Below are 19,584 nucleotides of genomic sequence, written 5' to 3' on the forward strand. Positions count from 1 at the left end.
TAACGTCGCAGTAGAAACCGCGATCTAAGCCAGAGGCTCTGACACAGGTACATATGTCTTACCACGCACCACAGTTTCAGATTTCGTTGGCTCATTCTCATGATGATGTCCGAGCTGCGCAGCGTCTGCGCTACGACGTGTTCGTGCGCGAATTGGGGGGCGGCGGTGATATGGTGGATCATGAGGCCCAGCTTGAAAAAGATAGCTTTGACCCTTTTGCAGTGCATCTCTTGTTACGGGATATGGCGCGCCCCGCAGAAGATCAGGTTGTCGGCGTTTACCGTTTATTGACCGAAGATCGTGCAGCAGATGCGGGCCAGTTTTACTGCGAAGACGAATTTGATCTGTCTGTGCTAAAGGCAAGCGGCAAGCGGTTGCTTGAATTAGGCCGATCGTGTTTGCACCCAGATTACCGTGGCGGAACAGCGATGATGCATCTTTGGGGCGCGCTTGCGGATTTCGTGCGCCGCGAGAAGATTGATGTCATGTTTGGTGCCGCATCATTTCACGGCACAGATACACAGGCTTTGGCGGGACCGCTGAGCTTGCTTTATTACAGGCATCTCGCGCCACCTAAACTACGTGTGACAGCAACAGGGCCCCATGCGGCGTTGATGAATTTAGTACCGGAAGATCAGATCGACCGGGTGTCTGCGATGCGTGATACACCAGCATTGATCAAAGCGTATTTACGACTTGGCGGGACAGTTGGTGACGGCGCTTTTGTTGATCACGCATTTAATACGATCGATATTTGTTTGATTTTGGCGGCGGATGCGGTCTCTACTTTACAGGGTAATATCTATGGAAAAGGCAATCCCCGTGTCTAACACATGGACGAGCACTGATATGCCGCCCCGATTACATATCGGCTGGGCTGGATGGTTGCGGGTGATTGCCCGTGCCGTGCCGCTGATCGTATTGGTGTTTGGTGGATTAGTTGTGTTGCTGATTGTCCGGCTGATTGAACGCCCCTTTTGTGGGGTAGGTCGGCCTGTGACCCCATATATTACGCAATTTGTCTGTCGTGGCGCATTTGTTTTGCTTGGCATCCAGTTCGACAGTGTTGGTATTCCCATGAAGAGCGGAGGCGCAGTGGTCGCGAACCATGCGTCATGGCTTGATATTTTTGCACTGAATGCGCGCAAGCGGATCTATTTTGTCGCAAAGAAAGAGGTGTCAGCCTGGCCCGGCATTGGTTGGCTTGCGCGGGCAACAGGGACGTTGTTTATCAAACGGTCGCGCACTGCCGCGGCAGAGCAGGTCGCCATGTTCAAAGAACGTCTTGCTGTCGGCCACAGGTTGTTGTTTTTCCCCGAAGGCACATCGACAGATGGATTGCAGGTTTTACCATTCAAACCGACGCTATTCGCAGCATTTTTTGACCCAGCCCTGCGTGATCAATTGTCGGTGCAGGCTGTGACGGTCATCTATCACGCCCCAGCCGGAGAAGACGCGCGGTTTTACGGCTGGTGGGGGGATATGGATTTTGGCCCACATTTGCTTTCGACTCTGGCTGCAAAACATCAGGGTGGCGTGACTGTTGTCTACCACCCGCCCGTTCAACTTGGCGATTTCGAAGACCGTAAGGCTTTGGCTAAAACGCTTGAAAATACGGTGCGCGCAGGTCTAGACCGCCATCGCCAGACGCAGATCGGCTAGTGTCTTTGCCGGATCTTCCGAACGCCAGATTTCTTCTCCGATACCAAAGAAATCTGTGTGTGGCGCAAGCGCGCGAATAAGTTCAACATCCAATGCGCCCTCTGCGACAACGGGCACCTCGATCATCATTGACCACCATTCGAACAAATCAAGACCAGCTTGTTCACCTGCGCCCAATGTGGATTTTCCAACGGGCCCAAAGCTGACGTAGTCGGCGCCCATTTCTCCGGCAGACATGCCTTCGTGGCTGGATGTTCCGCAGAACGTGCCGACGATCGCGTCTTCGCCCAGTTCTTTGCGCGTCTTGATGACTGATTTGGCTGCGTCCAACAGGTGCACGCCATCAAGGCCAAGCCGTTCAACCATCATAATATGGCTATCGATCACTAATGCGACATCGCGGGCGTGTGTAACTTCGCGAAGGGCGTCAGCTGCTTTTCCAATCCGCGTTTCATCTTTTGTGCCAATCGCAAGGCGTACACAGGCGACTTCGGTGCTATCGAGGCATGCCGCAAGTTGGTCTGGATAGGTTGACAGATCGAACTCTGATGGGGTGATCAGGTAGATTTGTGGCTGTTCAACGGCGTCTGACATGGGCGTGTATTCCGAATTAATCTTGGTTCATGGCGTTCTAGCTGGGTTTGTGACGCTTGGCTATGGCTTCGATTGGGCCATCCAGTCATTATCAGGGCGAGACCACATTTATGAATAGCCATAGGGTTTCCTTGCGTTGTGATACGCGCCAGCGTATCACGCCAGCCGATATCAAAGGAAGTCCGATGCCAAGCTCTGATCCGCAACCTGCTTTTGTCCTGATCCGTCCGCAAATGGGCGAAAACATTGGCGCCGCCGCGCGTGCAATGTGGAATTTTGGGCTGGACCGCATGCGGATCGTTGATCCACGTGACGGATGGCCAAACCAAAAGGCCGTTGTCATGGCCAGCGGTGCAGGGCGATTGCTTGATGAGGCGCAGTTGTTTGAGGATACACCGAGCGCTATTGGTGATTGTGATTTCGTATATGCGACAACTGCGCGCCCGCGTGATTTAACAAAGCCCGTTTTCACCCCCGAGGCTGCCATGAAAGATGCGCGCGCCCGTATTGCTGCGGGTGGTAAGGTTGCTGTGATGTTTGGTCCGGAACGTGCGGGCATGGAAAACGACGATATTGCGCGCGCGAATGCAATTATTTCAGTGCCTGTTAATCCAGAATTCGCCTCATTGAACCTTGCGCAGTGTGTATTGTTAACGGGTTATGAATGGCGCCGCGAGGCAGTACCAACTGCCGATGTGACCAACTCTGCCGTTGGTGAATGGGCTGAGCAGCTAGAGATTGAGAAACTGAGCGAACATTATGAGCAACGTCTTGACGATGCAGGGTTCTTTTTCCCAGAACATAAGGCCGCGAGCATGAAGGTGAATTTGCGAAATCTATGGTCACGTATGCCGATGACACGTGCGGATGTGCAGATGTTACATGGTGTTATGCGCCAAATGGTGCGCTGGAAAGAACGGGGGTAGGTGGATCAAGATCCACCCTACGTGGTCTTGCGTCATCCTGCCGCTTGCAGAGGTCATGTCACAGCCCTAGTTTCCAATTCAAGACATATCTGGAGGCCATAATGGCAACAAAGCGTTCAATTTTCGAAGAAGTCGGAGATACACCCAAGCAGGTTGCTGCGCCGGGGGCGATTGATCGCGCCGGGCAGGGCGCACGCGGTGGTGTTCGCGCGTGGCTGCTGGCCCTTTTGGTAATGGTCGTCGTTATGATTGCCGTTGGCGGTTTGACCCGTCTGACTGACAGTGGCTTATCAATTACTGAATGGAAGCCCGTCACAGGGGCCATACCGCCGATGGGCGAAGCGGCTTGGGCCGAGGAATTCGCAAAATATCGGGAAATTCCAGAGTATCAATTGCAAAACAAAGGTATGTCGCTTTCTGAGTTCAAATCTATCTATTGGTGGGAATGGGGGCATCGCCAGCTTGGTCGTTTGATCGGGTTGGTATGGGCTGTCGGGTTCTTAGCCTTTGTCGCGACGCGCAAGGTCCCGACCGGTTGGACCGGGCGCTTGTTTGGCATCGGTGCATTGATTGGTGTGCAGGGTGCAATTGGCTGGTGGATGGTGTCTTCTGGCCTTGGCGAAGGGATGTTGGACGTCGCATCATATCGATTGGCGACCCATTTAGGATTGGCGTTTGTCATTGTCGGAATGATCATCGTTTATGCGTTACGGTTGGCGCGTTCGCAGTCTGATTTGTTGCAAGCCCGCCGAAGTGCCGACCAGCGTATGGTGCGCCTGTCGACGTTTCTTGTTGGGTTGGCGTTTATCCAGATCATCCTTGGCGCATTGGTTGCGGGTATTGATGCTGGCCGCGGATACCCGGACTGGCCGCTTATGGCGGGTGGTTTTCTTCCGCCAAATCCGCTGGATATCACACCAATGTGGCGCAATTTTTTCGAAAATGACGGTCTGGTTCAGTTCATGCACCGCATGGCAGGTTATACGTTATTTGCCTATGGTCTGTTCGTCTTTTTGCGGGCACGGAAATCTGCAAACCGTAAAATTCGGGCGGCGTTCCATGGCGTATTTGGAATGATGTTTCTGCAAATGGTTTTGGGCATCTTTACCGTTATTTATTCAGCGCCATGGCATATTGCGATTGTGCACCAAATCGGGGCCGTTGCTCTTTGGGCGCTGATCTTGCGTGGCCGTTTCTTAGCGCAATATCCCATTTCTCAATCTGTCCGAGGCTGACAACATGACCGCATATGATGACTTGATGCAATTCCAACGTGAGACAGAAGCCTTGGGGCAAGTCGCAGGTCGTCTTGGTTGGGACCAGGAAACAATGATGCCGGAAGGTGCGACGCCGCAACGCGCCGAGGAACATGGCGCGATGGCGAATGTTTTACATGCACGTCGAATTGATCCACGTGTTGGTGAGTGGCTTTCAAAAGCCGAAGCAATCGATGACATCGCCGCTGCGAACCTGCGTCATATTAAGCGAAGCTTTGAGCGTACGACCAAAGTCCCGGCGTCATTAGCGGCAGAGCTGGCGAAAACGACATCGCTTGCGCATCGGACTTGGGCGCAGTGCCGTGCCGATGAAAATGTCGCAGGCTTTTTACCCGTCCTGCAAAGAGTCGTCGACTTACGCAAGGAAGAAGCGGCAGCCGTTGCAGGAAATGCAGATCCATATGACGCGCTTTTGGACGATTATGAACCGGGTGCAACAGGCGCTAGCATTGGCGCGATGTTTGACGCACTTCGTCCGCGATTGGTTGCGTTACGTGCTGCGATTCTCGATAGCGACGCACCCCAAGAACTGTCAGGCAATTTTGACGAGGCCGCGCAGCTAGCACTGTCGGAAAAGCTAGCGCTTGCCTTTGGGTATACGCTGAATAACGGGCGCATTGATAAGGCTGTGCATCCGTTTTCGTCAGGTTCCGGTATGGATGTGCGAATTACGACCCGAACGAATGCGGTAGATCCGTTCAATTGCTTTTATTCTACGATCCACGAAGTCGGTCACGCAGCCTATGAACAGGGGATCGATGATCGACATTTATTGACACCACTGGGCGCGGGTGTCTCGATGGGCGTCCATGAAAGTCAAAGCCGTATTTATGAAAACCAATTGGGGCGCAGTCGTGCGTTTACTGGTTGGCTTTACGGCCAGATGCGCGACAGTTTTGGTGATTTTGGTATTCCGGGCGAAGATGCATTCTTTGCGACGGTGAATCGGGTCAATAACGGCTTTATCCGGACCGAGGCGGACGAGGTCCAGTATAACCTGCACGTATTGCTGCGCTTTGATTTGGAACGCGCGCTGATTTCGGGTGACCTCGATGTCAACGATCTTGAGGCCGCGTGGAATGATCGTTTCGCCGCTGACTTTGGGTACGAAGTTGACAAGCCATCAAACGGCGTATTGCAGGATGTGCATTGGTCCGAAGGTTTGTTTGGTTATTTTCCGACCTATACACTTGGCAATGTTTATGCAGGCTGTCTGAATGTATCTTTACGCAAAGCAGTACCTAATTTGGATGATGATTTGGGGCGGGGTGATACATCTGCTGCAACTGCTTGGTTGCGTACGAACCTGCAACAGTTCGGTGGTTTGCGTTCGCCGATCGATACAATTCAACATGCGACCGGCGAAACCCCTTCCGAAGCACCGTTACTTGACTATTTAGAGCAAAAATTCGGTGAAATTTACGACCTGTAAGGTAGCGGTCAACATAATTGTACCAGTATGATTTGAAAATATGGGTACAATCAAAATAGCATGGGCGCAAAAAAAAAGGGCCGGAGAATATCCGGCCCAGTCAGGAAGATGCAAACGTATCAGGCCTGCCAGAAAGGTTTAGATCGTTCTGCCTGGGCAGTAGACGCATCCAAACCAATGTCGTTTAATAAATATGGTGATAGGTCCTTGAGGTGACGGCGAGTTTTTCGCCGCATATCCCATTTTGTCACGGCCACGGCAAAGCGAACCGCCGCGCGTGCCATGAGTGGCATGGCGGGTTGGGAGCTAAGTGCGGCGAACTGCGCCGCTGGGAGCGCGTGTGACATATGAGGTATTCCTTCAATTGTATTGACACAATATAGCGAATTGCTATAGGTAAATTGATACAAAGTGTTTTTCTGTAGGTCTAGAAAATGATTGTAACCGATACAATTTGGCAGCCAAATCTTGCCGAGGTTGGGAGGTCAAAATATCAAGCGCTTGCGCAGGCGATCCGTGAAGGTGTCGCGTCAGGGCAGCTCCGACCTGGTGAAAAGCTGCCGCCAGTGCGTGATCTGGCCTACCGGGTCAGTGTGACACCGGGCACAGTTGCACGGGCATATAAGCTTCTTATTGACGAAGGGCGGCTTCACGCGGGGGTTGGCCGGGGTACGTTTGTGTCCGAGCCAAAGCTGCAGCCTGTACGTAGCCTGCCTGCAGCTGATCGTTTTTTTGACCCCGCGCTTGATCGTGATGGTCAGGCGCATCTTCTGAGCCCGAAAATGCCTGACGTGGGGCAGGGCGATATCATCCGCGCGGCGATGCGCGATCTTGCGGATACCACTGCGCCAGACATGTTGCTGCGTTATCCAACACGTGACACGGACTTGCCTGCAAGAGAGGCCTTTGCTGGAACATTGGATTCAAAGCATATTGGCGCGTTCGACATTCACAACATCGTCGCGAGCCATGGGGGGCAGAACGCCATTCTGATGATCTTGCAAAGCGTGTTGACTGGGGCAAGCCCTGTTATTGCGGTTGATGAGCTGAGCTATGGTGGATTTCGGTCTGCGGGTGTTTTGTGCCGTGCCGAGGTTATCGGTATTCCGTGGGATGATGATGGCCCAATGCTTGACGCGCTTGAAGACGCCATCAAGGAACATAAAATTCAAGTGTTTTGCACCTCTGCCGAGGTATGTAATCCAACGGTAAAGCAGACCACGCCAATGCGGCGCGAACAGATTGCAGCACTTGCGCTTGCGCATGGTGTGCATATTATTGATGACGATTGTTATCGCTTGATGAATACAGAGAGGGTTGGCCCAAGTTACCGCGCGCTTTTGCCGGGGTTGGGCTGGTATCTAACGTCACCTTCGAAATCTATCACGGCATCGCTACGGATTGGTTTTGCTGTGGCTCCCAAGGGGTGGAGCAAGGCGTTGACGCGCACAGCGACTTTTACATCGTTTGGTGTGACACGGATCGTGACTGACCTGTATGCAGCGATTATTCGGCATCCGGATTTGGACGCAATCGTGGATCGGGTAAAGGCCCGTATTCGCGATGATATTCTCGCTGCGGTTCAGGTGCTGGATGGCTATGACATGCGCTATTCTGAAACGGTTCCGTTTTTGTGGCTTGATCTTCCAATGGGATGGCGCGCCGGAGAGTTTTGTCAGGCAGCAGAAGCTTCAGGCGTTTTGATTAAATCTGCGGATGATTTTGCGCTGCGTGAAAGCCGTTCGGTGCATGCCGTGCGCATTGCAGTGAATGGTTTAGTCCCGCACGCCCATTTCGTTCAAGCGATGGAGCGTTTACGGGACTTATTGGATTATCCGCCAGAAAGGATCGCGATTTAGTTGGGGTAAAATAATACCTAATTTCTAAGGGATTGTTTTTAAACAATTAATCATTGGTAAGTGTGCTTGACTGTGTTTGTGGCCACTATATAACGCCCCAATCCGAATGACTGTGGCCTTGTGCCACCCCAAACTTCTGGTGAGATATGAAAACCTTTACCGCTACCCCAGCGGATATCGACAAGAAATGGATCCTGATCGACGCTGAAGGCGTTGTTCTTGGTCGTCTTGCTTCGATCATCGCTATGCGCTTGCGCGGCAAGCATAAACCGTCCTTCACTCCGCACATGGATATGGGCGACAACGTTATTGTCATCAACTGTGAAAAAATCCAGATGACCGGCAACAAGCGTGACGAAAAATACTACTGGCACACTGGTCATCCCGGCGGGATCAAAGAAAAGACCAAAGCCGACATTCTGGAAGGCGCACACCCAGAGCGCGTCGTCATGAAAGCTGTTCAGCGCATGTTGCCAGGCGGCAAGCTGTCCCGTCAGCAAATGACTCACCTGCGTGTATTCGCTGGTACTGAGCACGGTATGGAAGCGCAGAAGCCTGAAGTTCTGGACGTTAAGTCCATGAACAAAAAGAACACGAGGACTGCATAATGACTGATCAAGTGAATTCTCTCGAAGAGCTGGGCCAAGTCGCTGAAGCAGCTGAAGTTGTTGTAGAAGTTGCTGCGCCACGTGAACCAGTTCGTGATGAACTAGGCCGTTCTTATGCAACTGGTAAGCGTAAAGACGCGGTTGCACGCGTTTGGATCAAGCCAGGTTCTGGTAAGGTCACCGTGAACGGCAAAGAAATGAACAAATACTTTGCACGTCCGGTTCTGCAGATGATCCTGCGTCAGCCTTTCCAGGTTGCTGGTGTTGTTGATCAGTTCGACGTCATGGCAACTGTTGCTGGTGGAGGTCTTTCTGGTCAAGCTGGTGCGGTTAAGCACGGTGTTTCTAAGGCACTGCAGTTGTACGATCCGTCACTGCGCGCTGCCTTGAAAGCTGCTGGCTTCCTGACACGCGATAGCCGTGTTGTTGAACGTAAGAAATACGGTAAGCGCAAAGCGCGTCGTAGCTTCCAGTTCTCTAAGCGTTAATCGCTGCTACATGTTTTCGAAAGGGGCGGTCCAGCGGGCCGCCCTTTTTGCATTGTGTTGGTCCAGATTGTATTGCAGGTTTGGCTGCAGAAAAGGAAGCCCGATGTATATTCCGGCACATTTCAATGAAACTGACTCGGAAGCTGTGCAGGCATTAATAACCGAGTTTCCATTGGCGACTTTGGTGGCGCACACGGATCATGGTTTGGTTGCGAACCATTTTCCATTGATCGCAGTCGGTAAAGATCAATTGGTAGGTCATTTGGCTTTAGCGAATGACTTACATCGTTTGCTGCCAGCCGGATCAGATATTATGGCTATATTTCAATCGGATGACGCCTATATCTCACCTAATTGGTATCCATCAAAGGCCGAGCATCACAAGGCTGTTCCAACATGGAATTACCAAACAGTTCATATCCACGGCAAGATTACGTTTCAGCACGACAACAAATCCAAAATCGCGGCTGTCGGTCGTTTGACACAAAAACATGAACGGGTCGTGAATGGCGTCGATGCTTGGAAGATGTCGGACGCGCCAAAGGAATTCATGGCGGGCATGTTAGACAATATCGTCGCGTTTGAGATCGAGGTTACCAAAGTCTTAGCCAAATCGAAGCTAAGCCAAAATAGATCGTCCGATGACATTGAAAGCGTCGCATCGCAGTTAAATACGGCCGGCAAAGTTGGGCTAAGCCGCAAAATGCAGCCAACTGACAAACAGGCATAAATTCTGCACGTTTTGTCCGCTGATTTGTAAAGCCGATGACTAGATTTCATTTTGGATATTGATCTTTTCCGTGCTTCAGTGAAAGCATCGGTCCATGCTGAGTAAATTCCTCTCTTCTGAAAATGGTCGCGGGCTTTTGATGGTGAGCCCGCCATTTCTTTACGCCATGTTGCTTATGGCGTTCCCATTGATCGCGATCTTCTTGTTCAGCTTTTGGACGCAAGATTTTATGACGCTGGATACGACATTCACGTTGAATAACTACCGCGAAATAGCCGAAAAGCCGATTTATGGCGCACTGCTACAGCGGTCACTGTTCGTGTCGGCGTCGGTCACGGCTGTGACAGTGTTGCTGGCCTTTCCGGTGGCATATTTCCTGTCTTTCCATGTGCGTCCAGATCGCAAGTCGCTCTGGCTGTTCCTGATCACGATTCCCTTTTGGACATCCTATTTGATCCGGGTTTTTCTTTGGAAAGTCATCTTGGGCTATAATGGCGTGATCAACACTGGGCTGATCAATGTGGGGCTGATTGACGAACCACTGACGTTCATTTTGTATAACGTGAATGCTGTGATCATCACGCTTGCGCACGCATTTGCCCCGTTTGCGATCCTGCCCATTTTCGTGGCGCTTGAAAAAATCGACCGCTCGCTGCTTGAGGCTTCGCAAGACCTTGGGGAAAGCAAATTCATGACGTTTATGCGTATCACGCTACCACTGGCGATGCCGGGTGTGGTTGGTGCAGTGTTGATCGTCTTTATCCCGACGATTGGCGATTATGTGACCCCTGAATTGATGGGTGGTGCTGGTGGCAAACTGATCGCAAATATGATCCAGACGCAGTTTTTGGCGTTGAACAACGCGCCATTGGGTGCCGCGCTGGCTATTGTTGCGATGTTGTGTGTCACAGCGATCAGCCTGACCTTTGTGTTAATCAACCGTCGCTGGCTAAAGGGGCGTTCATGAGCCTTCGTATCTATGCCATCGCTTATCTGATCTTTCTTTATGCGCCGATAATTTTGCTACCAATCTTTGCGTTCAACGACGCAACGATTATTGCCTTTCCACTAAGCGGATTTACGACCGATTGGTTCACAGAGCTGGCCAGTAATAAGTCGCTTCATGCCGCAGTTAAGAATTCGCTGTTTATCGCGCTGGTATCGGCGATCACGTCAACAATTTTGGGTGTTTGTGCCGCGCGGGCAGGGGCGATGCATCGCTTTCGGTTCAAGGCGGGGATCATGGGTTTCATCATGTTGCCACTGGTCTTGCCCGAAATTATCGTTGCCGTGTCATTGCTGGTTGTTGTGGTGCAGATCTTTGATCTGGGTCTATCGAATTGGACGATCATTGCCGCGCATGTGCTGATCTGTACACCCTTTTGTATCGCGATCCTTAACGGTGCGTTCCAAAATCTTGATCCAGCTATGGAAGAGGCCGCAATGGACCTTGGCGAAAGCCGGTTTTCCGCGTTCCGCCTTGTGACGTTGCCGCTGGTGATGCCGGGGATCATTTCGTCGATGCTGATCGCCTTCACGATCTCACTTGATGAATTCATCATCGCATTCTTCTTGTCCGGTGCCAGCCCGACGATGCCCGTCTATATCTGGGGCTTGCTACGCTTTCCGGCATCCTTGCCAGTCGTGATGGCGCTTGGAACGATTTTGGTGGCGCTGTCCATCGTGCTTTTGACAATTGCAGAGCTTTTGCGCCGCCGGGGATTGGCCCGCGCGGGTGTGAAAGACAAAGGGGGTTTTCTGTGACCGCTTTGATCACGCTTACGGGCGTTAACAAATACTACGCCGATTATCACGCCTTGCGTGAAATCAACCTGACCATCAATGCCGGAGAGTTCTTTTCCCTGCTAGGACCTTCGGGTTGCGGTAAGACCACATTGCTGCGCACCATTGCAGGTTTTGAGAGCGTCTCGGACGGTGTTGTGATGATCGGTGGAAAGGACATGGCAGATGTTCCCGCCAACCTGCGCCCCACGAATATGGTGTTTCAGTCGTATGCGATTTTCCCGCATTTGACTGTGGCCGAAAACGTGGCCTTTGGTCTTCGGAAATCTAAAGACCTTGATAAGCCAACAAAGGCCAAGATGGTCGAGGAAGCGCTAACGATGGTTGGTCTTGCGGGCTATGGTAAACGCGCGGCACACGCATTGTCAGGTGGGCAGCGGCAGCGGGTAGCACTGGCGCGCGCCCTGATCTTGAAACCTAAGGTGCTGTTGCTGGACGAGCCGCTTTCAGCCTTGGATAAAAAGATGCGCGAACAGATGCAGGTCGAGTTAATCCGGCTGCAGCGTCAGGTCGGGATTACATTTATCTTGGTCACCCATGACCAAGAAGAAGCACTCGTTATGTCTGACCGTATCGCCGTCATGTTCGAGGGAGAGATCGGGCAGCTGGCCGATCCAGAAACGCTTTATCGTCGTCCTAATTCTCGACGCGTAGCAAGTTTTATAGGTAAAATGAATTTCTTAGATGCCGAAGTTAATGCGGTATCTGAGGAGATTGACGTGACCGTTCAGGGGCTAGGCCCTCTGAAAATATCGGCGGAACAAGCACCCGAAGAAGTTTCGGTTGGTCCTGCAGTTGCGGGTATTCGTCCAGAAACGCTTGGCATTTTGTTCGAAGGGGAAACGACTAATCGTAAGCTCGTCGATGGCGTGGTGGATGAGGTCGTCTATTATGGTGATATGACCTATTATGACGTGCGGATCGATGGCGTCGCGCAACCGTTGAATATCGCGATGAAGAACCTGATTGGTCGTCCGGTTCTAGATGTTGGCGCCAAGACGCGTGTGATTTGGGATGAACGGTCTTTGGTGCTGTTAAAATAGCGTTTATTCGATCACAAACGCATAGCGGATCGCGATTGTCTCTAATCCGGGGTTCAAATTTTGGGTGTCGCCATTTGACCGGTGATCATAAAGCAGCGCCAGTGTTCCACCGTTGTCGAACCTATAGCCAAGCCCCAAGGCCGACCGAAAATGAAGGCTGCCCCCCAGATCGGGCCCATTTCCACGTGAATAGAGGCCGGGCATTAACGATGTTTCCAAAAACAGGGGCCCTGCGATCATATCTTGGCTTGTCCACTTAAAGCCTGCGCCGACCCAAAGCCCGTTTTCATCCGTAAGCGACGCGCCAATCGTTGGCTGAAACGGGCCAAACTGACGCGGCAAATCATAGCCAAAGTAGACTTCTTCGCTTTGCTGTTCTTCTTGAAACAGTACTTGTCCGCCTTGCAAAGATATACGCGCGCTAGCATCGTATTCTTGTAAGCAACGACCGGTCTTGCAGTCGTTTAGTCCCATATCTGTCAGGCTGGTGATGAGGAAAATTAGTGCTAAAGAACCGTCCATTGTCGTCCCTAATTATCTGCGTCAAGCAGCCCAAGGCCGCGTAAATAAATACCAATTCCGCTTTCAAGCAGGTCTTCCGGGGCAAAGGGGCTTTTGGTTCCGGGGCTGCCACGCGCGAATAACTCAACCACGCCATGTGACAGTGCCCAGATATGTGCGCTAAACATTTGCGGGGGTGGGCGACGGTCAGCAGGGATGTGCTGGCTTAGTTCTTCGGCGGCTTTTTCCAAAACGCCCATCGCACGGGTTGCGACAGCATTCAGCTCCGGTGAACGGTTCATCGAAATGCCAGATTCAAACATAGCAATATAATGCCCCGGATGATCGCGAGCAAAGGTAAGATAGGCGCGACCGGTCGCCTCAAACGCGGCGAGCGCGGACGGTTGGCCGCTGCCATATGCAACATCCATCGCATCCCCGAACATTTCGTACCCTTGATGAGCGGCCGCAGCGATCAAGTCTTCGCGACCTTCAAAGTGACGGTAGACGGCTGCAGGGGTTACACCTGCCTCGCGGGCTGCCTCTGACAGGGTGAAACCTGTAGGGCCACGTTTTTCGATGAGCGTCAGGCAGCCGCTTATCAATGCTTGGCGTAGGTTGCCGTGATGATAACCGCGTTTAGACATTCCAGAGGTCCGGGCCTCCTGCGATATTTGGGTCGACCTTGCCCAGCGCCTTGGCGTCTTTGTTCGTATAATCCAACTGGGTCAAAATACTGCGGATCGCATTGACCCGAGCACGTCTTTTATCGTCAGATCGCACGATGGTCCAAGGCGCAACATCTGAATGGGTACGATCCAGTGTTTCATCAATCGCGTTGCTATACGCGTCCCATTTCGCCAGCCCTTTGACATCGATCGAGCTTAGCTTCCACTGCTTCAGTGGGTCTTTTTCGCGATCAAGAAAGCGTTTTAGCTGTGTCGCTTGCCCAACGTTCAGCCAAATTTTAAAGATTTTTATACCTTCGCCGACAAGCATTTGTTCAAATGCCGGTACTTGATGAAACCAGCGTTCACGCTGTTCGGGGGTACAGAACCCAAATACATGTTCCACAACGCCACGGTTATACCAACTGCGGTCAAAGATTGTGATCTGTCCCTTGTGAGGCAGATGCGCGATATAGCGCTGAAAATACCACTGTGCCGCTTCGACGTCTGTCGGTTTTGCAAGTGCAACTACGTTGGCCACTCGCGGGTTTAGGTTTTCACGCAAGCGTTTGATCGTGCCACCTTTGCCAGCCGCGTCACGTCCTTCAAACACGATTGCGATGCGCTGGCCCGTATCACGAACCCATGCCTGCATCCGCACCAATTCAATCTGAAGTGCGGCAAGCGCGTCTTCATATTCGCCTTTGTCCCAGCGTTTGTCGTAGGGGTAATTGGGATTTAAAATATCAGATTTGCCAGCAGATTTGATTGCTGCGCGCACGTCATCTGGCGCGCCGTCGCGATAGAACTGGCTGATGCCGCCATCAAAGGGCAAATCCATGAAACGTCTCCCGATATTTCTTTTGCCCTACTATGGGCTTAAGCGCTGCTTAGTGCAATCCGGCCCGCGCGGCTGCGCGGTCGATTGCAGCGATGATTTCGTCTTGGTTCGTTTGCTGCGGCATATGTCCGACTCCATCCAGCCGAGTCAGATTTGCTGATGGCACGATCTTTATGATCTCTTCTGCATGGATATGCAGCGGAACAGTTGTATCAGCGGTGCCGTGCACGATTTCAATCGGAAGCGTGAGCTCGGGGTAGCGCTGTGAAAGGGTCACAACATGCGGACGTAGGGTGTTCACCTGTCTCACATTAGCGCGAAAACTGTCAGGGCGCAGGGTCAGCCCAGCGCCGATGTAATCGGCATATCCAACCGGTGCTGTTTGAGGTGCAAAGGTTGCCTCGATCCGGTTGTTTACAATGCCACGAGGAACGAGCGCTGAAATCATAGGTACGGTAATTGCGCCACCAAATGCGCTGCCGTTGATTGTGTAATATGGATCAAGCTTACCGGGCCAAGGCATGGTTACACCTGCCATCGATACGATACTACGGGCATTCACGGTACTTGGTGCATCGAGCCCTTCGACGGCCCAAGCGTATGTTACGATCCCACCATAGCTGTGACCTGCAACAATTGGGTGTTCGATCCCAAGCATTTCGGCCGCGGATCGCAACATGCGTGCTTGGTCTTGGGGGCTATCGCCTGTGGTGGCTGTCGGCGCTGTGGAAATTCCCGGGACTTGATCAGTGTATCCAAGCCCCGGGCGATCAAAGGCTGTCACCGTATACCGATCCGTAAGCTGATCCATCAGTGAAAAGGTGAAATCACGTAGGTTTCCACCTGCACCATGGAGCAAAATCAGGTGAGGGCCTTGACCAGATTGCACATAGTGAACCTGTCGCCCTTCAACGCTCACGAAATTTCCCAACGGTGGATAGCTTTGTTCAGCCTTCGTCGCACGGTTTTGTGCGCCACAACCAGTTAGCATCGCGCCAAAGCCCAGTGCCAACGTCGCCAGTTTAAGCGTTTTGCGTCCCAATTTTGTCCAACTCAAAATGTGTGGTCTGATAGATCTGATTGATCCAGTTACCATATAAGAGATGCGCGTGACTTTTCCACCGATTGAGCGGTTGTTTCGTTGGGTCATCATCGGGGTAATAGTTCAAAGGCACGTGAATGGCGGTACCTGCTTCGACATCCCGATCATATTCCTGCTTTAATGTGCCGCTGTCGTATTCAAAGTGGTTAAAGATATAAAGCGCGCGATGCGCGGGATCTTCAACCAAACAGGGTCCAGCGTCATCGCTGGTAATCAGCGTCTTCAGCCCCTTCGCCGCATCGATTTCATCTTGGCGCATTTCGGTCCAACGACTGACTGGGATGACACAATCATCCGAGAACCCCATGAGGTAAGGTGACGCGCTATCAATCAAGTGATGGCGGTAGCAACCAAATAGCTTTTCATCAAGAATATGCTTTTGCACCCCATGGAAGTAGTTGATCATTGCCATCCCCCCCCAACAAACGCCAAAGGTGGAATGCACATTGGTCTGTGTCCATTCGAACACCTGCTTGAGCTCGTCCCAATAGGTCACATCTGTGAATGGTAGATGCTCAATTGGGGCGCCGGTGATAACCAAGCCGTCAAACTTTTGATCGGTGACCTCGCTGAACGGCACATAGAATTCTGCCATGTGCTCGGCTGCTGTGTTTTTCGTCTGGTGCTCGGACATCCGGATCAGTGTCAGTTCAATCTGAAGCGGGGTTGCCCCGATCAGCCGTGCGAACTGATTTTCGGTCTGAATTTTCTTGGGCATCAGGTTTAACAATGCGATCCGCAGTGGGCGGATGTCCTGACGGGCGGCCTGTTCTTCACCCATGACGCTCACACCTTCACGTGACAAAACGTCAAAGGCGGGCAGGGCGGAGGGCAATTTGATTGGCATAGTTTTTGTCCTAAAGCAGCAGGGATTAAGAAATAGGGTTCTTAACTGCGCATCTCAAGTGCGTCGGCAATCATGCCAACAAAGCCCTCCGAGTCTTTGACAGATGCCACGGCGTCCATTGGCACCGTAATGCCCCAACGTTCAGCCATGGCGCGATAGCGTGGCTGACGGTGCGCGAGCGCCTTTGCAAAAGCCCAGCGGATAAAATCATCTGGATTTACCTTGTCGGGGGCGACGTTAAATTCCACCAGATATGCGTTCCATGTGTTCAGTAAGAAAACAGGATCATAGGACATTGGTTTTGGTTCGCGATCAAAGCGGCGCACGAGTTCGGCTGTGTGTGCCTCAGACCCTTCGATCCAAACGATCAGCGTTTTTGACGCCAGATCAGTCATGATCGGATCGTTAGGGTTATTGACATCAACCCACTCACAAATCGATCCACCTGTGTCGCATATGAAATGGGGATACTGATAAAGGTCATGTGATCGTTCAATGAAATGCCCAGTGTCATGCAATGCGGCGACTTCGGCCTGCTGGAATTGGTCTTGGCGTCGGGTATATTCATCCCAAGGCAATCCACCTTGATCAGGGTCGCCGGGTTTTCCCAAATATGAAGACATCGGTTTCAGATCGTTGAACGAGATGTTCGAGCCGATATAAATACTGTCAGAGCGCAGAAGATCACGCAGGAACGGCACCTTCATCGCTTCGCGTTTGGCGTTATCTGCGATCAGTTCGCCCATGTAGCGCGTACCGATCCGATAATCGATGGAATAGTGGAACCAATCACCCTGTTCGCGCAGCATGGAAGACAGATACGTCTTGCCCAAGCCTGACATAGCAAACAGTAAAACACGTTTTTGCGGCGCGGCGCGCCAGTCGGATGCGGTACTATAAATCATGATCTCTGGGTAACGGGATATGTGCCGATCTGCCAGTGATAAATTTACGTCGCGTTTGGCAAATCCCCACGCTTGTATGGGCAGGATGCCATGACTAACTGACGTTTAACAACATGAAACAAAGGATAAAAATATGCGTGCCATCATTCATGATACATTCGGTGAACCCGCTGACGTGTTAAAGCCCGCCGACGTTGAGCTGCCTGTGCCTGCTGCGGGCGAATTGTTGATCAAAACGACCCTGTCGCCGATTCATAATCATGACCTTTGGACAATCCGTGGCAACTATGGCTACAAACCGGAACTGCCCGGCGCCATCGGCGGGTCAGAGGCTGTGGGTGTCATCGATGCCGTGGGCGAGGGCGTTGATGATGCGATGATCGGCCAGCGTGTGGCAATCGCAGGGGTGCACGGCACATGGGCCGAATATTTTGTCGCGCCGGCGTCTGGTGTGCTGCCATTGCCTGATGTGATTTCAGACAGTCTAGGCGCACAGCTGATTGCAATGCCTTTTAGTGCGATTTCACTTCTTGAAACGTTGAAAGCCACGAAGGGCGATTGGATCATTCAAACCGCCGCCAACGGCGCAGTGGGAAAGATTATGGCCGTATTGGCTAAGGCCCGTGGAATCAATCTTTTGAATCTCGTGCGCCGTCCTCAGGCTGCACAAGAGCTGACGGACATGGGGATCGAGAACGTGCTTGTCACAACAGATGCCAACTGGAAAGAGACGGCAAGAACCATCATCGGCACGTCAGGTGCTGTTTCCGCAATTGATTCTGTTGGTGGTGACCTTGCAAATGACCTCACCGATCTCCTGGCGGTGGACGGTGAGCTGGTAGTTTTTGGTACAGCAACGGGCGCACCTCTGACCTTGTCATCCGGCACCTTGATCATGAAGCACATAGCGGTCAAAGGCTTCTGGGGCGCGCGCGTCAGTGCAGAGCTACCAGTAGAAGACCGCCAGCGCCTTATCGGCGAATTGGTAACGCTCGCTTCAACTGGTGAGCTTACGCTTGCCGATGGCGGCGCATTTGGTTTGGAGGCTGTCACCGATGCAATGCAGGCCGCATTGAAGCCGGGTCGCAAGGGTAAGGTGATGATGAAGCCCTAAGTTATCGCGCGGCGTATTATGCGCCGCGCCATATCCAGCCACCACCCAAAACACGTGTGCTATCAGGGTCATAGAATACGCACGCTTGCCCCGGTGATACGCCTTGTTCGGCAACCATCAATTCCACTTCGGCTTCAGTTTCTGAGATAGGGCGCAATATCGCATCGGTTGGCGGCCGTGTTGACCGGACCCGCACCATGATGCTGCGTTCTTTCATATCAGTGAACTTGGTGTCGCCCAGCCAATTGATTTCCCGGATTGGGACGCGGCGTGTTGCCAGCATATCGCGGGGGCCAACGATGACATGCTTCTTGTCGACGTCGAGTTTGACCACATAAAGCGGATCAGCCAAGCCACCGATACCCAAGCCGCGGCGTTGTCCGACGGTGTAGTGGATCACACCTTTGTGGGTCCCCAAAACATTGCCGTCGACATCGACGATATCACCAGCTTCGGCAGAACCGGGGCGCAGTTTTTCGATCAGCTTTGCGTAATTCCCGTCGGGAACAAAGCAGATGTCTTGGCTGTCAGGCTTATCCGCAACGCTTAAGCCGTATTTGCTGGCCAGTGCGCGAGTTTCGTCTTTGGATTTCAGGTGGCCTAGTGGGAAACGTAGATAGTCCAGCTGTTCTTGCGTTGTTGAAAACAGAAAATAGCTTTGGTCGCGATTGCTGTCGGCCGCTGAATGAAGCTCTGCTTTGGCGTCGCCCATTTGACGTTGGATGTAATGGCCTGTTGCCATGCAATCAGCATCTAAGTCTTTGGCGGTTTCCAGCAAGTCTTTGAATTTCACACGCTCGTTGCAGCGAATGCAGGGCACCGGCGTCGCACCCGCAAGGTAGCTGTCAGCGAATTCATCAATCACAGCCTCGCGGAATGTATTTTCGTAATCCAACACATAGTGCGGAAAACCCATTTCTTCGGCGACGCGGCGTGCATCATGAATGTCGCGGCCAGCGCAGCAGGCACCTTTTTTGGCCAAGGCCGCACCATGATCATATAGCTGCAGTGTGACGCCAACCACATCATAGCCTTCTTCGGCCAGTTGCGCCGCCACAACAGAGCTATCGACGCCGCCAGACATGGCAACGACAACACGCGTTTGCGCGGGTGGCTTGGCAAAGCCGAGAGAGTTCAACGCCGAATCAAGGGGCATGGTGCGTCCAATTAGATAGAGTTTGATA

Annotated in this window: 22 protein-coding genes; 13 read left to right on the plus strand and 9 right to left on the minus strand. The window is 52.2% G+C overall.

Going from position 1 to position 19,584, the window contains the following annotated elements; all coding sequences use genetic code 11:
- Positions 1–53 precede the first annotated feature (53 nt).
- Together CYQ09_RS04285 and CYQ09_RS04290 are read left to right on the plus strand one after the other, a co-directional pair.
- Entirely contained in the window at positions 54–830 is a 777-nt protein-coding gene (locus tag CYQ09_RS04285) for a GNAT family N-acetyltransferase (protein ID WP_106744172.1), read from the plus strand.
- A complete protein-coding gene (locus CYQ09_RS04290; protein ID WP_106744173.1) occupies positions 805–1,662 on the plus strand; it encodes a lysophospholipid acyltransferase family protein in 858 nt (285 codons plus the stop codon). Before CYQ09_RS04285 ends, CYQ09_RS04290 begins: the two co-directional genes overlap by 26 nt.
- On the opposite strand, the gene CYQ09_RS04295 is transcribed toward CYQ09_RS04290, so the two are convergent.
- Positions 1,630–2,256, minus strand: a complete 627-nt coding sequence (locus tag CYQ09_RS04295) for a thiamine phosphate synthase (protein WP_106744174.1) — start codon at positions 2,254–2,256, stop codon at positions 1,630–1,632. The genes CYQ09_RS04290 and CYQ09_RS04295 overlap by 33 nt on opposite strands.
- 185 nt (positions 2,257–2,441) lie before the next feature.
- Between CYQ09_RS04295 and CYQ09_RS04300 the strand changes: the two genes are divergently transcribed.
- The 3 genes from CYQ09_RS04300 to CYQ09_RS04310 all read left to right on the plus strand — a co-directional run bounded on the left by CYQ09_RS04300 (position 2,442) and on the right by CYQ09_RS04310 (position 5,891).
- Positions 2,442–3,182 (plus strand): RNA methyltransferase, encoded by a 741-nt coding sequence (locus CYQ09_RS04300; RefSeq protein WP_106744578.1) that lies wholly within the window; start codon positions 2,442–2,444, stop codon positions 3,180–3,182.
- A gap of 101 nt (positions 3,183–3,283) precedes the next feature.
- The gene (gene ctaA, locus CYQ09_RS04305) at positions 3,284–4,417 is read left to right on the plus strand and encodes a heme A synthase (RefSeq protein WP_106744175.1); all 1,134 of its coding nucleotides are present in this window, start codon (positions 3,284–3,286) and stop codon (positions 4,415–4,417) included.
- Between the two features lie 4 nt (positions 4,418–4,421).
- Entirely contained in the window at positions 4,422–5,891 is a 1,470-nt protein-coding gene (locus tag CYQ09_RS04310; RefSeq protein WP_106744176.1) for a carboxypeptidase M32, read from the plus strand.
- 119 nt (positions 5,892–6,010) lie between these two features.
- On the opposite strand, the gene CYQ09_RS04315 is transcribed toward CYQ09_RS04310, so the two are convergent.
- On the minus strand, positions 6,011–6,238 hold the full coding sequence (locus tag CYQ09_RS04315; protein WP_106744177.1) for a DUF1127 domain-containing protein: 228 nt from the start codon (positions 6,236–6,238) through the stop codon (positions 6,011–6,013).
- 87 nt (positions 6,239–6,325) lie between these two features.
- Here CYQ09_RS04315 and CYQ09_RS04320 point away from each other — a divergent pair, with 87 nt between their 5' ends.
- The 7 genes from CYQ09_RS04320 to CYQ09_RS04350 all read left to right on the plus strand — a co-directional run bounded on the left by CYQ09_RS04320 (position 6,326) and on the right by CYQ09_RS04350 (position 12,422).
- The gene (locus CYQ09_RS04320; RefSeq protein ID WP_106744178.1) at positions 6,326–7,750 is read left to right on the plus strand and encodes a PLP-dependent aminotransferase family protein; all 1,425 of its coding nucleotides are present in this window, start codon (positions 6,326–6,328) and stop codon (positions 7,748–7,750) included.
- A 146-nt stretch (positions 7,751–7,896) separates the two neighbouring features.
- A complete protein-coding gene (rplM, locus tag CYQ09_RS04325; protein WP_106744179.1) occupies positions 7,897–8,358 on the plus strand; it encodes a 50S ribosomal protein L13 in 462 nt (153 codons plus the stop codon).
- Positions 8,358–8,846 carry a 30S ribosomal protein S9 gene (gene rpsI / locus CYQ09_RS04330; protein ID WP_106744180.1) on the plus strand — a complete coding sequence of 163 codons (489 nt, stop codon included), beginning with the start codon at positions 8,358–8,360 and terminating at the stop codon, positions 8,844–8,846. Before rplM ends, rpsI begins: the two co-directional genes overlap by 1 nt.
- Before the next feature lie 103 nt (positions 8,847–8,949).
- Positions 8,950–9,576, plus strand: a complete 627-nt coding sequence (locus CYQ09_RS04335) for an FMN-binding negative transcriptional regulator (RefSeq protein ID WP_106744181.1) — start codon at positions 8,950–8,952, stop codon at positions 9,574–9,576.
- Positions 9,577–9,670: 94 nt separating this feature from the next.
- Positions 9,671–10,543, plus strand: a complete 873-nt coding sequence (locus tag CYQ09_RS04340; protein WP_106744182.1) for an ABC transporter permease — start codon at positions 9,671–9,673, stop codon at positions 10,541–10,543.
- Complete coding sequence (locus tag CYQ09_RS04345; RefSeq protein ID WP_106744183.1) at positions 10,540–11,340, plus strand: ABC transporter permease; 801 nt, start codon at positions 10,540–10,542, stop codon at positions 11,338–11,340. The genes CYQ09_RS04340 and CYQ09_RS04345 overlap by 4 nt, the downstream gene beginning before the upstream one ends.
- Positions 11,337–12,422 (plus strand): ABC transporter ATP-binding protein, encoded by a 1,086-nt coding sequence (locus CYQ09_RS04350; protein ID WP_106744184.1) that lies wholly within the window; start codon positions 11,337–11,339, stop codon positions 12,420–12,422. The genes CYQ09_RS04345 and CYQ09_RS04350 overlap by 4 nt, the downstream gene beginning before the upstream one ends.
- A 3-nt stretch (positions 12,423–12,425) precedes the next feature.
- Here CYQ09_RS04350 and CYQ09_RS04355 read toward each other — a convergent pair whose 3' ends face one another.
- Genes CYQ09_RS04355 through CYQ09_RS04380 form a run of 6 tightly spaced genes read right to left on the minus strand, consistent with a single transcriptional unit; the run spans position 12,426 to position 17,286 of the window.
- A complete protein-coding gene (locus CYQ09_RS04355; RefSeq protein ID WP_106744185.1) occupies positions 12,426–12,944 on the minus strand; it encodes an acyloxyacyl hydrolase in 519 nt (172 codons plus the stop codon).
- Between the two features lie 8 nt (positions 12,945–12,952).
- Positions 12,953–13,570 carry a TetR/AcrR family transcriptional regulator gene (locus tag CYQ09_RS04360; RefSeq protein WP_106744186.1) on the minus strand — a complete coding sequence of 206 codons (618 nt, stop codon included), beginning with the start codon at positions 13,568–13,570 and terminating at the stop codon, positions 12,953–12,955.
- Positions 13,563–14,432: a polyphosphate kinase 2 gene (gene ppk2, locus CYQ09_RS04365; protein ID WP_106744187.1), complete on the minus strand. Its 870-nt coding sequence runs from the start codon at positions 14,430–14,432 to the stop codon at positions 13,563–13,565. Before ppk2 ends, CYQ09_RS04360 begins: the two co-directional genes overlap by 8 nt.
- A 49-nt stretch (positions 14,433–14,481) precedes the next feature.
- Positions 14,482–15,474 (minus strand): alpha/beta fold hydrolase, encoded by a 993-nt coding sequence (locus tag CYQ09_RS04370; RefSeq protein WP_239495844.1) that lies wholly within the window; start codon positions 15,472–15,474, stop codon positions 14,482–14,484.
- The gene (gene metA, locus CYQ09_RS04375; protein ID WP_106744189.1) at positions 15,455–16,381 is read right to left on the minus strand and encodes a homoserine O-acetyltransferase MetA; all 927 of its coding nucleotides are present in this window, start codon (positions 16,379–16,381) and stop codon (positions 15,455–15,457) included. Before metA ends, CYQ09_RS04370 begins: the two co-directional genes overlap by 20 nt.
- Positions 16,382–16,422: 41 nt before the next feature.
- The gene (locus tag CYQ09_RS04380; RefSeq protein ID WP_106744190.1) at positions 16,423–17,286 is read right to left on the minus strand and encodes an ATPase; all 864 of its coding nucleotides are present in this window, start codon (positions 17,284–17,286) and stop codon (positions 16,423–16,425) included.
- A gap of 133 nt (positions 17,287–17,419) precedes the next feature.
- On the opposite strand from CYQ09_RS04380, the gene CYQ09_RS04385 reads away from it, so the two are divergent.
- Entirely contained in the window at positions 17,420–18,400 is a 981-nt protein-coding gene (locus tag CYQ09_RS04385) for a zinc-binding dehydrogenase (protein WP_106744191.1), read from the plus strand.
- 16 nt (positions 18,401–18,416) lie between these two features.
- Here the strand turns inward: CYQ09_RS04385 and mnmA are convergent, their stop codons facing one another.
- Positions 18,417–19,556, minus strand: coding sequence for a tRNA 2-thiouridine(34) synthase MnmA (mnmA, locus tag CYQ09_RS04390; protein WP_106744192.1), 1,140 nt, complete (start codon positions 19,554–19,556; stop codon positions 18,417–18,419).
- Positions 19,557–19,584 lie beyond the last annotated feature (28 nt).

The organism is Yoonia maritima (genome assembly GCF_002933395.1).
GTDB lineage: Bacteria > Pseudomonadota > Alphaproteobacteria > Rhodobacterales > Rhodobacteraceae > Yoonia > Yoonia maritima_A.